This is a genomic window from Nocardiopsis sp. ATB16-24 (assembly GCF_030271535.1).
In the GTDB taxonomy this organism is placed as follows: domain Bacteria; phylum Actinomycetota; class Actinomycetes; order Streptosporangiales; family Streptosporangiaceae; genus Nocardiopsis.
In genome coordinates this window covers 341962-356118 of the sequence record NZ_JASCXJ010000001.1, presented here as the reverse complement: position 1 = coordinate 356118, position 14157 = coordinate 341962, and the positions used below count along the sequence as shown (strand labels likewise).

Annotated in this window: 18 protein-coding genes and 1 pseudogene; 14 read left to right on the top strand and 5 right to left on the bottom strand. The window is 68.8% G+C overall.

Annotated elements, in window-relative coordinates; all coding sequences use genetic code 11:
- Nucleotides 1-31 precede the first annotated feature (31 nt).
- Nucleotides 32-1216: a mannose-6-phosphate isomerase, class I gene (manA, locus tag PFX91_RS01430; protein ID WP_285728809.1), complete on the top strand. Its 1185-nt coding sequence runs from the start codon at nucleotides 32-34 to the stop codon at nucleotides 1214-1216.
- A 103-nt stretch (nucleotides 1217-1319) separates the two neighbouring features.
- Nucleotides 1320-1694, top strand: coding sequence for an FKBP-type peptidyl-prolyl cis-trans isomerase (locus PFX91_RS01425; protein ID WP_285728807.1), 375 nt, complete (start codon nucleotides 1320-1322; stop codon nucleotides 1692-1694).
- Between the two features lie 80 nt (nucleotides 1695-1774).
- Here the strand turns inward: PFX91_RS01425 and PFX91_RS01420 are convergent, their stop codons facing one another.
- On the bottom strand, nucleotides 1775-2950 hold the full coding sequence (locus PFX91_RS01420; RefSeq protein ID WP_285728806.1) for an acyl-CoA dehydrogenase family protein: 1176 nt from the start codon (nucleotides 2948-2950) through the stop codon (nucleotides 1775-1777).
- Nucleotides 2951-3162: 212 nt separating this feature from the next.
- On the opposite strand from PFX91_RS01420, the gene PFX91_RS01415 reads away from it, so the two are divergent.
- The 6 genes and pseudogenes from PFX91_RS01415 to PFX91_RS01390 all read left to right on the top strand — a co-directional run bounded on the left by PFX91_RS01415 (nucleotide 3163) and on the right by PFX91_RS01390 (nucleotide 6368).
- Nucleotides 3163-3798: a TetR/AcrR family transcriptional regulator gene (locus tag PFX91_RS01415; RefSeq protein WP_285728804.1), complete on the top strand. Its 636-nt coding sequence runs from the start codon at nucleotides 3163-3165 to the stop codon at nucleotides 3796-3798.
- Between the two features lie 75 nt (nucleotides 3799-3873).
- Nucleotides 3874-3969, top strand: a pseudogene (locus PFX91_RS01410) (hypothetical protein); the annotation flags it as partial.
- A 190-nt stretch (nucleotides 3970-4159) separates the two neighbouring features.
- Nucleotides 4160-4381, top strand: a complete 222-nt coding sequence (locus tag PFX91_RS01405; protein WP_285728802.1) for a hypothetical protein — start codon at nucleotides 4160-4162, stop codon at nucleotides 4379-4381.
- Nucleotides 4382-4396: 15 nt separating this feature from the next.
- Nucleotides 4397-4552: a multiple cyclophane-containing RiPP AmcA gene (gene amcA / locus PFX91_RS01400; protein WP_285728800.1), complete on the top strand. Its 156-nt coding sequence runs from the start codon at nucleotides 4397-4399 to the stop codon at nucleotides 4550-4552.
- Nucleotides 4553-4567: 15 nt separating this feature from the next.
- Entirely contained in the window at nucleotides 4568-5122 is a 555-nt protein-coding gene (locus PFX91_RS01395; RefSeq protein WP_285728798.1) for a pentapeptide repeat-containing protein, read from the top strand.
- 400 nt (nucleotides 5123-5522) lie between these two features.
- Nucleotides 5523-6368, top strand: a complete 846-nt coding sequence (locus PFX91_RS01390; RefSeq protein WP_285728796.1) for an NAD(P)-dependent oxidoreductase — start codon at nucleotides 5523-5525, stop codon at nucleotides 6366-6368.
- Here the strand turns inward: PFX91_RS01390 and PFX91_RS01385 are convergent.
- The gene (locus PFX91_RS01385; protein WP_285728795.1) at nucleotides 6355-6711 is read right to left on the bottom strand and encodes a DUF397 domain-containing protein; all 357 of its coding nucleotides are present in this window, start codon (nucleotides 6709-6711) and stop codon (nucleotides 6355-6357) included. The genes PFX91_RS01390 and PFX91_RS01385 overlap by 14 nt on opposite strands.
- Nucleotides 6708-7598: a helix-turn-helix domain-containing protein gene (locus tag PFX91_RS01380; RefSeq protein WP_285728793.1), complete on the bottom strand. Its 891-nt coding sequence runs from the start codon at nucleotides 7596-7598 to the stop codon at nucleotides 6708-6710. The genes PFX91_RS01385 and PFX91_RS01380 overlap by 4 nt, the downstream gene beginning before the upstream one ends.
- Nucleotides 7599-7835: 237 nt before the next feature.
- Between PFX91_RS01380 and PFX91_RS01375 the strand changes: the two genes are divergently transcribed.
- Together PFX91_RS01375 and PFX91_RS01370 are read left to right on the top strand one after the other, a co-directional pair.
- Nucleotides 7836-8390 carry an ATP-binding protein gene (locus PFX91_RS01375; RefSeq protein ID WP_285728791.1) on the top strand — a complete coding sequence of 185 codons (555 nt, stop codon included), beginning with the start codon at nucleotides 7836-7838 and terminating at the stop codon, nucleotides 8388-8390.
- Nucleotides 8391-8571: 181 nt separating this feature from the next.
- A complete protein-coding gene (locus PFX91_RS01370; RefSeq protein WP_285728790.1) occupies nucleotides 8572-9042 on the top strand; it encodes a hypothetical protein in 471 nt (156 codons plus the stop codon).
- A 73-nt stretch (nucleotides 9043-9115) separates the two neighbouring features.
- On the opposite strand, the gene PFX91_RS01365 is transcribed toward PFX91_RS01370, so the two are convergent.
- Nucleotides 9116-10498, bottom strand: coding sequence for an MATE family efflux transporter (locus PFX91_RS01365; protein WP_285728789.1), 1383 nt, complete (start codon nucleotides 10496-10498; stop codon nucleotides 9116-9118).
- 256 nt (nucleotides 10499-10754) lie between these two features.
- On the opposite strand from PFX91_RS01365, the gene PFX91_RS01360 reads away from it, so the two are divergent.
- Complete coding sequence (locus PFX91_RS01360) at nucleotides 10755-11201, top strand: carboxymuconolactone decarboxylase family protein (RefSeq protein WP_285728788.1); 447 nt, start codon at nucleotides 10755-10757, stop codon at nucleotides 11199-11201.
- 153 nt (nucleotides 11202-11354) lie between these two features.
- Here the strand turns inward: PFX91_RS01360 and PFX91_RS01355 are convergent, their stop codons facing one another.
- Nucleotides 11355-11873 (bottom strand): DUF7144 family membrane protein, encoded by a 519-nt coding sequence (locus PFX91_RS01355; protein ID WP_285728787.1) that lies wholly within the window; start codon nucleotides 11871-11873, stop codon nucleotides 11355-11357.
- Between the two features lie 227 nt (nucleotides 11874-12100).
- Between PFX91_RS01355 and PFX91_RS01350 the strand changes: the two genes are divergently transcribed.
- From PFX91_RS01350 to PFX91_RS01340, 3 genes are read left to right on the top strand one after another with little or no spacing between them, the layout of a single operon-like run.
- Nucleotides 12101-12625, top strand: coding sequence for an ArsR/SmtB family transcription factor (locus PFX91_RS01350; RefSeq protein WP_285728786.1), 525 nt, complete (start codon nucleotides 12101-12103; stop codon nucleotides 12623-12625).
- Between the two features lie 17 nt (nucleotides 12626-12642).
- A complete protein-coding gene (locus PFX91_RS01345) occupies nucleotides 12643-13716 on the top strand; it encodes a serine hydrolase domain-containing protein (protein WP_285728785.1) in 1074 nt (357 codons plus the stop codon).
- Nucleotides 13716-14102 (top strand): hypothetical protein, encoded by a 387-nt coding sequence (locus tag PFX91_RS01340; protein ID WP_285728784.1) that lies wholly within the window; start codon nucleotides 13716-13718, stop codon nucleotides 14100-14102. The genes PFX91_RS01345 and PFX91_RS01340 overlap by 1 nt, the downstream gene beginning before the upstream one ends.
- The last annotated feature ends 55 nt before the right edge of the window (nucleotides 14103-14157 follow it).

The window sequence follows — 14157 nt, the reverse complement described above, 5'->3', positions numbered from 1 at the left end:
GAGAACACGCAGACGGGAAAGCGGAGGGTGGATGCACAGGCTCACCAACCAGGTAAGACCCTACGCCTGGGGAGCTCGCACGGCCATTCCCCGGCTGCTGGGCGTGGAGCCCGACGGCACGCCCCAGGCCGAACTGTGGCTCGGCGCCCACCACGCTGCGCCGAGCACGGTCCACTGTGAGGACGGCCCCCGTTCCCTTCCGGGGCTGATCTCCGACAACCCCCACCGGGTGTTGGGGCGGCGCACCGTCGAGCGTTTCGGTGGACGACTGCCCTTCCTGCTCAAGATCCTGGCGGCGGAGGCGCCCCTGTCCCTCCAGGTGCACCCCGACGCCGCCCGTGCCCGCAGCGGTTTCGAGGCCGAGGAGCGCGCGGGGATCCCCTTGGACGCCCCCCACCGCAACTACCGTGACCCCCACCACAAACCCGAACTCCTCCTGGCCCTGGAACCCTTCGAGGCCCTGTGCGGTTTCCGCGAACCCGCCGCGGCCCACGCCGACCTGTGCGGTCTCGCCTGTGACCTGGCGGTCCGGCTGCGCGAGGATCTGGCCCTGCCCGAGGAGGGCGAGGCCCTGCGCACCGCACTGACCCGTCTGCTCACCCTCCCCGAGCAGGAGCGCGAACGGCTCATCGGCGACTTCGTACGCGAGTGGTCGACCGTCGGAACGGGGGGCTCCCACCGCGCCATCGTCGCGGACCTGGCCTCCCGCTACCCGGGCGACCCCGGCGCGGTCGCCGCCCTGCTGCTCAACCACGTCACCCTGTGGCCGGGCCAGGCGCTCTTCCTCCCCGCGGGGAACATGCACGCCTACCTCCAGGGCACCGCCATCGAGGTGATGGCCGGCTCCGACAACGTGCTACGCGCCGGACTGACCCGCAAGCACGTGGACGCGGTCGAACTGTTGGACGTGGTCGACTTCTCCGTGTTGCCCATCCCCTACGCCCGCCCCGAGCACCTGGACGGGCGTCGGGAGTTCCGTTCGGCGGCGCCCGAGTTCGCCCTGCACGAGATCGGGCCGGGACGCCTCACCGCGCACATCCCCGGGGACGGACCCGCGGTGCTCCTGGTCCTTCAGGGGCGGGTGGAACTGATCGCCGAGGTCGGTCAGGGGATGACCCTGGGTCAAGGGGAGTCGGTGTTCGTCCAGGCCGACAGCGGGCCGGTCAAGGTCGAGGGCCACGGGCACGTCGTGGCCGCGACCGTGGGGGACCTGTGAGGGGCCGGAGGCAGACCGCCGCGCCGGGCTCGGGCGCGTTCGGCCTCGGCGCGCCGATAGCCTGGGCCCCTCTGTTCCCGTAGACAACGCAAGGGGTAACACCATGGCGCTTGAGCGTCCGGAGATCGACTTCATCGAGGGACCGCCGCCCGCCGAACTGGAGGTCACCGACATCGAGATCGGTGAGGGCGCGCAGGCCGGACACGGCAGCACGGTCGACGTCCACTACGTCGGCGTGGCCTTCTCCAGCGGTGAGGAGTTCGACGCCAGCTGGAACCGCGGCGCTCCGCTGAGCTTCCGTCTCGGTGCGGGCCAGGTCATCCAGGGCTGGGACCAGGGCGTCATGGGCATGCGCGTGGGCGGCCGTCGCAAGCTGGTCATCCCTCCGCACCTGGCCTACGGCCAGCGTGGCGCGCCCGGCGCCATCAAGCCGAACGAGACCCTGATCTTCGTCTGCGACCTGGTCGGCGTCCGCTAGAGGGCGTTCTCGCCGGTACCGGACGTGTGAAGGGGCCCGTGCCGCGCTCTCGCGCGAGGCACGAGCCCCTTCTCCCGCTCTCAGCCCAAGGTTGCGCCCACCTTCACGTGGCCCTTGAGCAGGTCGCGGGCGATCGTGCGGCGCTGGATCTCGTCCGTGCCCTCGAAGATGCGCAGCAGGCGCACATCACGGTAGAAGCGTTCGATGGGCAGCTCACGGGTGTAGCCCATGCCGCCGTGGATCTGCATGACGCGGTCGACGATCTCGTTGGCCTTCACACCGCCGAACAGCTTGGCGATGGACTGCGCGTGACGGGAGTCCCGCCCCACCGACACCTGCCAGGCGGCGTGCAGCACCAGCAGACGCAACGCCTCGATCTCGGTCTGGGAGTCGGCGATCATCCACTGGATGGCCTGCCGGTCGGCGATGGGCGCGCCGAAGGTCTCACGCGTCTTGGAGTACTCGATCGCCATGTCCAGCAGCCGCTCGCAGCCGCCGAGCGCACGGGCGGGCAGCAGGTAGCGACCCTTGCCGATCCACTGCATGGCCAGCGCGAAGCCCTTGCCCTCCTCGCCCAGGATGTTCTCGTGCGGCACCCGCACGTCCTGGAAGATCAGCGCGGCGGGGCGGCGCTCGCCCATGGTGTCGATGGGCTCGGAGGTCCAGCCGGCCTCGCGGTCGACCAGGAAGCAGGTCACGCCCCCGTTGGCGCCCTTCTCGGGGTCGGTGACGGCGAAGACCATGGCGAAGTCTGCCTCGTTGCCACCGGTGATGAAGGTCTTCTCACCGTTGATGACCCACTCGTCGCCGTCGCGGACCGCGCGGGTGCGGATGGCCTTGGCGTCGGAGCCCGCGCCGGGCTCGGTGATGGCGAAGCAGGAACGACGTTCACCGGCGATGGTGGGCAGCAGGTAGCGCTTCTTCTGGTCCTCGTTGGCGTGGTAGAGGATGTTGTCGGCCTCGCCGCCGAACTTGAAGGTCAGGAAGGTCCTGCCCAGCTCGATCTCGATGATCGCGGCGGTGACGGGGTCCAGTCCCATGCCGCCGTACTCCACGGGGGTCTCCACGCCCCAGAAGTCGGACTTGCGGGCCAGTTCACGTAGCCGGGTGCGCTCTTCGGAGTTGAGACCGGGAGGGTGCCCCTCGCGCTCGCGGCGCAGCACCTCGTTCTCCAGCGGCATCAGCTCACGCTCGACGAAGGTCCGCACCCAGTCGCGGACTGCGCGCTGCTCTTCGCTCAACGAGAAGTCGATCACGGTCTTGCCTCCCCAGTAACCTAACGGTGTTCGGTTATTTGAGAGTACGGTGTCAGGACCCATGCACGCAAGAGGTCGTCCGGCAGGTGGAGAGCGGGCCCACCGGATCCGCCGAGGCGACCGAAGGAGCACACGACGGACCGGCATGCGATGATCGGGCCGGACGCCGGAGGGACCGGCCCGTCCGCCGCAGCGCAGGAGGAGACCCTTCCGTGGCCCGACCCAAGACACCGATCCTGAGTAAACCGGCCATCCGCCGTGCCGCGCTCACGCTCATCGACCGGGACGGGCTGGACGGGCTGTCCATGCGCAAACTCGCCCAGGAACTCGCCGTCCAGGCGGCCTCCCTCTACAGCCACTACCGCACCAAGGAGGAGCTGCTCAGCGACGTCGCCAACGAGGTCACCTCGCACATCGACGTCTCGGGGTTCGAGGGTGGTGACTGGCGCGAGGGGCTCACCGTCTGGGCCCGGTCCTACCGCGACGCCCTCGCCGCCCACCCCCACCTGCTGCCGGTGATCGCCGCCGGGCCCGGACGCCGGGAGGAGGCACTGCGCCGCGCCGACGCCGTCCACGGGGGACTGGTGGGCGCAGGATGGCCGCCCCGCTACGCGACGATGATCGGCGCGTCCACCAAGTACCTGATCGTGGGGGCCGCCACGAACTCCTTCGCGCGCGGATTCGACGACGACGTGCGCGTCTACCGGGACCGCTACCCCAACCTGTCCCAGGCCCACCGCCTGGCCGAGCACGCCGCCGAGATCGACGAGGCGAGCTTCGAACTGGCGCTGTCGGCCTTCCTGGACGGCCTCACCGGGGTCTTCGAGCGTGTCCGGGCCGGGGACTGAGACCGAGAGGCGGTCGCGCCCCCTCCCTGGACGCGACCGCCGACCCTCAGGAACCGGTCGGTCTGATCTCGGCGTCGCCCCGCGGTGACCGGACGCACGGTCGGTTTGCCGTTGGTCGAGTCGCTGGAACTGCTGGGCCGGGAGCGCACGCTGGAGCGGCTCAACGCCTGACGGGCCGAAGTCAACCGGAGGCCCGCCAGCTCTTGGGGGAAGACCTCCAGGAGTTCCGACGATGAGGGCCCGTCCCGCTGTCCGGTGGGTACCCAGTGCACCGGTTGTGGGAGGGCGGGCTCTTCGCCGTGCTGTGTGACCAGGCGTTCAGCCACTGCCATGCCTCTTCGGCCTGTGTGGGAGGTGGTTCGTGGTCGATCTCAGTGCGGGTGAGTGCCCGGTACAGCCGGGCTTGCTGGGGCAGTGCCCGCGGCGATGCCGTCAGGAATGCGAGTTCTTCGCGTTCTGCCAGGGAGGCCAGGCCTCGAACAAGTACTTCGAACACGGGGACTTCACCGTCACCGAGACCGCCTACTGCCGCAATTCGAAGATCGAACTCGCCCGTGCGCTGGGCGAGAAGATGGGAGTGTGAACGATGAGCAGCGTCATGACCGTGCTTGAGCGATCTTCTGGGGTCGCCGATCTGATCAAACGGCTCCGGCCGAGTACCCCTGTGGGGCGATTCGACAACCGCGACACCTGGGACAACAAGAACGGTGGTCCCTGGGACAACCGTTCCACCTGGGACAACTGGAGTAAGTAGAACGGGGAAGGTTCCGTGGAGACAACCCGGATCCGGGGCGCGAACGTGCTTCTGCCCAGCGACGACGAGACACCGGTTGCCTCGTGGCCGCATACGAACCCTCTGGAGGAGGAGAGGGTCGCCAACGCCGACTTCCGGTCGGTGGACCTGTCCTCTCACCGCCTGGTGGACGTCACCATCGACCGGTGCCGGTTTCGCACGTCGAGGCTGATGGGTGTGTCACTGGTACGGGTGTCCCTTCGGGATGTGCTCTTCGAGGGCTGCCAGTTCGACTACGCCACCTGGGCTCAGGTCAGGGTCGTGGGTGACGTGGCGTTCGTGGGCTGCTCGTTCAGGGAGGCCGCCTTCGAGGGGTGCGACCTGCGGAAGGCGGTCTTCGACGACTGCGCCTTCGGTGTGGATCTGCAAGACACCTCCCTGGCGGGTGCGGACCTGCGGGAGAGCGACCTGTCCGGGCTGTCGGGCCTGTCGTCGTTGCGCGGGGCCAAGGTGACCGCGATGCAGCTGCGCCAGCTCAACGAGGTCATGGTCCGCGACCTGGACTTGACCGTGGCCGAGGCGCCGCTGTGACCGACCGGGGAAACGGCCACGGAGACGGATCGGTTTAACGTAGCGAGGGCGTGGCCGCTCCGAGGTCATTGGTGTCGGGTCATGGCCTCTGATCCCACAGAATCCTTCTCACGACCGGGGGTAGCCGCTGGTGCCTTGTTCTTCGACATCCTCGGCCGTTGCGTGAACCGCCCGAGGTTGGCTGCTCGGGTGCACCGACGATGAGACAACGTCACCGTGGCCGAGGTGACCTGACATCTACGCGATCACGAACTACAGCTGCCGTGACGGACAGTGTGAGACGCAGACTCCAACAGATACGGCCTCGGGTGAGGACCTCGCCCCTGGCCACCGCGTTGCGTGATGAGATCATCGAGTTCTGCGCACCGCCACCCCCTGCTCTTCCCGGAGGGCATACGCCATGACCAGCCCGGTCACTGTCGGTCTGCTGCACCCCGGCCAGATGGGTGCTGCCGTCGGGCACGAGCTCACCAAGGCCGGCGTCCGTGTCCTGTGGTGTCCCGCCGGACGAAGTGAAGCGAGCGTCCGGCGAGCCGAACAAGCCGGACTCGACGCTGTTCCCGCACTGGGACAGCTCCTGGAGCGCTCCTCCGTGCTCATCTCCCTGTGCCCGCCGACAGCCGCGGAGCAGACGGCTGATGCGGTGAGGGAGGCGGGTTTCTCCGGTGTCTTCGTCGAAGCCAACGCCATCAGCCCCGAACGCGCGGAACGGATCGCGACCGACATGTCCGCTCACGGCGCACGTGCTGTGGACGGGTGCGTCATCGGCCCGCCGCCAGGGGGCTCCGTCTCCACCCACCTCTACCTCTCCGGAGAAGAAGGGAAGGTGGCCGCGGTCGCGGAACTGTTCGCTGATACGGCCGTCGTCCCGCTCCAGCTGGAGGGACCGGTAGGAGCCGCTTCGGCGCTGAAGATGGCCTACGGCTCCTATCAAAAGGCTGCCTGCGCTCTGGCTGGTGTCGCGCAGGCGTTGGGTCGTGCCCATGGGGTGGACGAGCACCTGACCGCAGAGGCGCGCCGTCTGGCCAAGTCCCCTCTGGCCACGCCGGAGTATCTGAAGGGCGTGGCGGCAAAAGCATGGCGTTGGGCCCCGGAGATGCGGGAGGTGTCCCACAGCCTGGTCGCCGCCGGCCTCCCCCCAGAGATGGCCGAGGCGGCCGCCACGGTGTTCGACCTTTGGGCACAGGACAAGGACGACCAGGACCTGCCCTTGCCGCACATCCTGGATCAGCTCAAACGAGACTGACGGGAACTCCACGCGGGTCACCGCTGCGGAGTTCCCCGGCGTCGACGCCGAGTTTGAAGGCGTCCCACTCGGCTTTCGTGTAGGTGAGCACGGGGGAGTGCGGGGTGGCGGTGTCGGTGAGGGTGAAGCCACCGCCTGGGAGGAATTGGGCACGTAGGCGTTCGAAGTCGGCGGTGGCGTTCGCGACCTGATCGAGGAAGTGTTCCCAGTCGTTGTCGGGAACGGTGAGGGTGGGGCCGTCGGGATGTTTCGTGTCGCCGATCTCGGTCACCCCCACACGCGGTACCCGCACCTGGACGCATGTCGCCCCGGTACTGCTGTAGCTGGACTTTGTCCATCTCATCGGGTGCCCTCCAGAAGCGCCGTGATGACTTCGGCTGACTGTACCGGTGAGAGCGCCGCGGATTGGATCTGGTCATAGCTCGCCTTGTAGGCGGCCAGTTCGCTCATGGCTTCGACATAGGTGTTCATGCCCCGACTGTCGATGTAGACCACCGGAGGCAGGTGGTTCCCGGCGTCGAGGATCGCGAAGGCTCCGTCGAGGCCGGCGTGTGCGCCGGCGGAGTCGGGGATGACCTGGATGTTGATGTTGGGTTTTTGTCCCATCTTCAGCAGGTGGCGTAGTTGGTCGTCGCGGATCTGCTTGCTGCCGAGGACACGTCGCAGCGCGTACTCCTCCACGATCGACCACAGGCGCAGAGGATCCGTTTCCCGGTGCAGGGTTCGTTGGCGTTCCATGCGGAGCCGAACGAGGTGGTCCACCTGGTCGGGGAGCAACAGCGGGTTGGCGGAGATCAGGGTGCGGGCGTACTCAGGGGTCTGCAGGAGACCTGGGATCAGGTAGGGATGCCAGTCCTTGATGCCGATCGCGATCTCTTCGAGCCCCAGGTACTTCTCGAAGTTCTTGCCGGGGAGTTCCTGTTCGAACGTAGTGGTGCGGTTGCGTCGTGGCCGACGTGACTGGGCTCCGAGTTCGAGCAGGGTGGGTTGTACGTCCTCGCTGACCTTCAGGACCTGGAAGAACAGGTGGAGGTCGGCTTTGGAGACGGGGGCCTGACCTCGTTCGATCTTCGACAGCTTGGCCGCACCGAAGCCCATCTGCTCGGCGACTTCGGCCCCGCTCATCCCGGCCTCGTCCCTGAGCTGCTGAAGTGCTTTGCCGAGCAGGAGGCGGCTGGCGATGGGGCCGTGCTGCTCTTGGGGCATCGGGCGGATCCCTTCCACGGTCATGCGGCGCTCGTCTCCCTCAGTATCCCGGCCGGATGGTCCCACCATGGACAGGTTCAAAAGTCTACAGGAAATTTCTGGAAAGTTGTTGCCGGGAAATTTCCTGTAGTGCATCGTCGGTGGTGACGAGCCGCGCCCCAGGGATCACGTTCGGTGCCCTGCCGCATGTGCCCAGCCCATGGCCACTGCCGGGACCCGGCTCCTCGCGTTCGACACTTGCGTGACTGAGGGGAACTGGCTATGAGCTGCTCGAATATCCCACCGCCGGGACAGCCGCCCGATGGGCGCGAAATCCCAAAACCGAGGTACGGCCGGAACCAGGAACGGCGGCCGGCGGGTGGATTGCCGGTACGGGGACGAAGCAAGCGGCTGGGAGTATCCATCGCCTACTTCGATGGGAGGCCAGAGCAGGTCGGGAGTGTGCGGGCCTGGTGTACGGGGGCCACTGGGCTGGATGAGGAGACCGCCGCGCCGGTCATGCTGGCCCTCAGTGAACTCGTCTCCAACGCCATACAGCACACGGCTTCGGGCGACCGGTGCGGGCGGGTGCGGGTGTCAGTGGAGACGATGCCCGGCGAGGTCGTACTGCTGGGGGTGACCGATGACGGCCCGAAGGCCGGACAGCAGATCACCAGGCCCCACCTGACCGGCCACCCCGAGGAACCGAGAGTGCATGGGCGAGGGCTGCACCTGGTGGCCGCATTGTCAGAGAAGTGGTGGTGGACCGGGGCCTGGGGAGGCCCGTTGACCATGTGGGCGTTGATCGACCCCCACCGAGCCCTCGGCAGCGACTGACCTTACCCCTACGTGCCGCCGAGGTGGGAAGCGCGGTTTCGGGTGGCGTACGAACCCGGGGCCAATGACACCCATCCGCGCAGCACACAACAGATGACAGAGAAAGTGGAGGCGCCCCGGCCCGGTGTTCGCACCACCGGGCCAGGGCTGAATCTCCACCTGAAGCAAGCAGGAGGAGATCGTGGAGAAGCCTAGCGGTCGGCACCGCAAACCCGTCCGAGGATGGGCACAGCAGGTGCAGTGGCTGTTCGGGGCGGTGCTCGCCGCGGTGCTGTGCAGCTCCGTGGACGCCCGGCGACAAGAACGGCGCCCACTGCCAGCGTCTCGCTCGGGAGTACGGGAGCACCCCAGGTCCTTGCCTGGCACCGGGACCGCTGTGCCTGGAGTGCAGAGGCTACGTTCGGGAAGCGCTCTGGCCGCAGCCCGACACCCACGCCCGGTTCCCCGGCCGGTGCGGGTACCGCGACCGCGTGAGCCCCACCCCTCCGAACAGGGCTGGTGTGTCGATGACGACGGGGTGCGCGGAGTACGCCCCTACCTGTTCCACCGTCCAGGACAGGCACCTCACTCCGGGGAACAGGTGCCGGCCGGGCCGGGGGAGTTCGATGAGCTGGCCGGCCTGGTGAGGACCTGGCTGGCCACCCACCGCTGAGACCCCACCCATGCCCTCGGGGCGGTGCCACATACGTGGTGCCGCCCCGAACCCCGGGGAGGGAGGCGCCGCCTCAGATCCGCGCGGACGTGCGCCAGAACGCCAGGCCTTGGGCGAACACCAGCCCCGCCGTGGCCACGGCGTAGGCGGTCCACAGCAAGGGCAGCCCTCCGGCCTCCACGGCGGGCACCGCCACCAGGGTCAGCAGCCCGTAGCAGACCGCGAACGCGTACATCGAGGGCCTGGCGTTCTTGACGCCCAGCAGGCCCATACCGGACAGGGCCTGGGTGGCGTCGGCCACGACCACCGCGAAGAGCACCGGAAGCAGCGCGGTCACCGTCCTCGCCACCTCCGGGTCGTCGGTGAGCAGTCCGATGATCGGCCCGGGGACGGCCCACACCAGCGCCGCGCTCGTCACGACCACGGGAAGGGCCACCAGGTGGGCGGCCAGGACGGACCGGCGGGCCCCGGCGCGGTCACCCCTGGCGGCGGCGCGGGCGGTGAAGGGGATCGACGACTGTCCGGTGGCCGTCGCCGCGAGGAAGGCGAAGGTGGAGACGACCACGAGCAGCTGGTGGGCGGCGGCGTCGGCCGGGCCGGTTCGGGCCACGGCCAGCGCCAGCACGCTCAGCGTCGCGAACTTGATCAACAGTGTGGATCCGGTGGGCAGACCCACCCGGGCGATCGCCCGGACACCACCGGGCCGGGGCGCGCCGAGGCCGACCCGGTGCCCACGCAGGACGGTCCTTCGGCGGGAGAGGTACAGGGAGAGGCAGACCGTGACGGACCCGTCGATCAGCGCCGCGACACCGGCGCCGTTCAGGCCCATGGCGGGCAGGGGGCCGGCCCCCAGGACCAGGGCAGGGGTGAGGACGACGGCGAGGGCGGTGGTGACCAGGCTCAGCACCAGGACGGTGCGGTTGTGCCCCAATCCGATGAGGAGCACGGTCACCGAGGCCTTCACCGACGTGATCACCACGTACAGACCCATGAGAAGGGGATAGACGCCGAGGGCGGCCAGCGTGGGTTCGGCCACCCCGAGCAGCCGCCCCCACAGTGGCGCGGTGCCCACCAGGGAACCGCCGAGCACGCCCAGGACCAGGGCCAGCCAGAGGCCGTCACGGACCACGGGGGCCAGGGCCCGCGGGTCTCCCTCCTTCTCCGAGATGAAGGGCATCGATCCGCGCAGCGCGCCCTGGACGACCATCAACGCCGGATTGAACACCGCGATGACCAGTGCGTACGCCGCCAGCTGCGTGGTCGCGGCGTTGCCGAGCACGCCCGCGGTGACGGCGCCGCCCGCCATGGTGGCGAGCATGGACAGGTAGAGGGGGATCGCCTTGCCCGTGATCCGGCGGGCCACCGTGCCCACGGAGGAGACGTCCTTGGGTGGTTCCGCGACGTCGAGGGAGCCAGGGGGTTCTCCGTCGGTGTCCGAACCGGACTCGGGGGGCATCGGTTCTCTCCTAGGGAAATCCGCTCCTTACGGGCATCTGGAAACCTAACACCTCTGACAGATCAGGGCGAAGTGAAAAAGCTTCTTCGAAAGACGTGGGGATCGCGAGAAGAAGGGCGAACAGAAGATCCTTCTCTTTCTCTCATCTTCGAAGTCCGACTCCCGGGCGGTCCACGGGAAGCGTTGGTAGCGTGGGCCTCGAACCCCGGCCGACGGGGCGGAAACGACGTAGGTGTCCGACAGGAGGACGGTTCCCGTGGCCAAAGAACGCGTGATCTGGGCGAAAAAGCTTCCCGAGGTCTATCAAAAGCTGGACGAGGTCGACAAGATCATCGCCGAGCACGTCGACATTCGTCTCCTTGAACTGGTCAAACTGCGCTCCTCGGTGCTCAACGGCTGTTCCTTCTGCGTCGATCTGCACACGACCAAGGCACTGAAGGAGGGGGAGGACCAGCAGAGGCTCTTCCTGGTCTCCGCCTGGTACGAGTCGGGCGGGATCTTCAGCGACGCCGAGCGGGCCGCTCTGGCGCTCACCGACGAGATCACCCGGATGGGTGAGCACGGGGTCTCCGACGAGGTCTACGACGCCGCCGCCGAGCACTTCGACGAGCAGACCCTGGCCGCGCTCATCGCCGCGATCGCGATGATGAACCTGTACAACAGGCTGGCCGTCACCAGTCACTTGCAGCCGCGCAAGCGCTGACGGGTCCGGCCGCCGCCCGGTACTCCGGGGCGGCGGCCGGGGCGTCACGTCCGTCGTCCCCCTCGCACGGGGGCGGCGTTCCCTCCGGGCCGTCGGGCGCAGGAGACCGCCCCCGGCCCGGAGGGCACGGGGGCGGACCGGAAGGGGCCCTCCTCAGGAACCCTGCTCGCTGGTCTGCTGTGATTCCCGGGTCGCTCCGGTCGTCTCCGTCGACCGCGAGGAGCGGGGAGCCGCGTGGGCGGCCCTGTATCCGCTGCGGTAGACGGCGTCCTCCTCAGGGCGCTCCCGCTCACGCATCCCGGACTGCCAGCCCGCGGTCAGGCCGTAGATCGCGATGACGCTCAGGGCGAGGGTCACCAGGGACCACATCGGCATCGCCGCGACGAAGCCGACCTGGGCGATGACGTTGATCGCCGCGAGCAGAAGGGCGACGCCGCGGGCCGCCACATGACGGGTCAGCAGGGTCAGGGCGGCCACGATCAGGGCCACACCGAGCACACCGAGCAGGCCGCTCCAGGCGTTGTACTCCCACAGCAGCAGGTCCATGCTCCCCGTCGTGTAGAAGATGGGCTGGTAGAGCGCCACCAGCCCTTGGATGATGTTGATCACTCCGGCGATGATCAGCAGGGTCGCGGAGAAGTACTGCCATCCGTTGGCTTCCTGCGTGCGCATGTCGGCTCCTTCCCGGCCGCCGGGGTCTTCGGTCGCGTTTCGGGACGGGGAGGCGGCCGCTCCTGATGTCCCCTCACGGACCGTGATCCGCGCGCCTCGTCTTCATCATCGGCCCCGCCGGGTCAGCAACCCTTCACCGATGTCTTCGGATCCGGCAAAGCCGTGAACTCCACACCTGTGGAGATGTAATTACGTAATTACGGAAACTCATGTAAAGTGGAGATGTGATGGCACGGACGACCGAACAGCGACTGGCGGACCTGGAGGCACGGATCGCCGCACTGGAGGAGGCCGCGGCGCGGGGGCCGGCTCGTCCCGGCGAGGTCGAGGGGGCGTCCGGCGACGTGTTCTTCGCGCTCAACGCCCTGCGCGCACACGTCACCGGGCGCGGTGGCGTGGTCTTCGCCGGAATCGTCCGGGGCGAGGAGGGAGAGGACGCGCTGGAGTGGCAGCAGGGACTTCCCGTCGAGCGCCTGGTGGGTGCCGATTGGTCTCGCATGGCCACCGCCCTCGACGCCCTGGGCAACCCGGTCCGTCTCCAGGTACTGCACGCGGTCTGGGAGGGCACCAGAACCGTCGCCGAACTGGTCGAACGCTCCGACTTCGGCACCACCGGCCAGATCTACCACCACGTCAACCACCTGGTCGCCGCGGGATGGCTCACCACCCTCCGGCGCGGCCACTACACCATTCCCCCCGAGCGTGTCGTCCCCCTGCTCGTCATCCTGACCGCGGCGAGTGGCACGCCCTAGAGAAGGGAAGGTCCGCCATGAGACCCGCGCCCCGGACCATCGTCGTCGCCTGCGTGGCGGCCGTACTGGTCATCGCCGTCGGGATCGCCGCACGGCCGCTGGTGCCGTCCCTGTCGGACCGGGAGAGCGGAGACCCCGACCTCCTGGCCCGCGTGCGCCCCCTGCTGTCCGAGGGCGTCCACGACCGGGTCGGCGTCGTGGAGATCGACGGCGACCGCACCCGTTTCGCCCACTTCGGTGCCGACGACCACACCGATTACGAGATCGGATCGATCACCAAGACGATGACCGGTGCGCTACTCGCCGAGGCCATCGCACGGGGCGAGGTCGCCGAGGACACCCGTCTGGGCGACCTGGTCGAGCTCGACGGGGCCCCGGCCGCCGACGTGACCCTGGCCGAGCTGTCCGGTCACCGCTCGGGGCTGCCCAGACTGCCCGGTCGACCGTCCGACCAGATCACCGGGGGCCTGGCCTCCGCCCTGGGCCGGGACCCCTACCGCCACGACCACGACACACTGGTCGCACAGGTCGCCGCCGCAGAACTGTCCGACCGCGGCGAGTCGCACTACTCCAACCTGGGCACGGCCGTCCTGGGGTACGCGCTGGCCGAGGCCGCGGGGACCGACTACGCCACCCTGCTGCGCGAGAGGCTGCTCGACCCCCTGGACATGGAGGAGACCTTCCTGCCCGCCTCCGAGACCGACCTCCCCCCGGACGCGACCATGGGGTACAGCGAACGCGGACGACGGGCCGATCCCTGGCTGGCCCAGGCCTACGCCCCCGCGGGCGGAGTGCGCTCCACCCCCGCCGACATGGAACGCTACGCCCGCGCACTGCTGGAGGGGGACGCGCCGGGGGCCGAGGCCATGGAACCGCGCTGGGACGACGGCCAGGGCGGGCGGATCGGGTTCGCCTGGGTCGTCGACGAGTACGACGGTACCGAGGTCACCTGGCACAACGGGGGAACGGGAGGGTTCTCCTCCATGATCGCCCTGGACAGGGAGGGTGAACGCGCGGTGGTCATGCTCGGCAACACCACCACCGGGTTGGAGCTCCCGGCGCTGGAGCTGCTGACGGGGGAGGACTCCTGATGGACCCGCTGACCCTGTTGCCCTACGCCGTGGCGTTGTTCCTCAACGGGGCGTGCGCCCTGAACGCGCTCGGTCTCCTTCTGAGGTCCTGGCGGAACAAGGGGCGATACCGACTCCTGGACCGCTGGGACGCGGCGGCCAGGACGATCGACACCCTCTTCTGGCTGCTGCTGGCGCTGTTGCTGACCCCGTGGACGCTCCTTCCCGTGGCGGTGTGGTACGCGGTCCTGGCCCTGACGGCGGCGTCCGTCGCGTCCGCGGTGCTGCGCTGGCCGTCTCTGCCCGTACGGGCACAGGACCGGAAGGCGACCGTCCGTCGCGTGTCCGCGCTCGGTACGCTCTTCGTCCTCGTGGCCCTGGTCGCCGCCCTCCTCCTCACCGGCTGAGGAGGTCCTCCCGGTCGAGGAGGGTCTCACCGACCGAGGAGACGACCACCGGGAC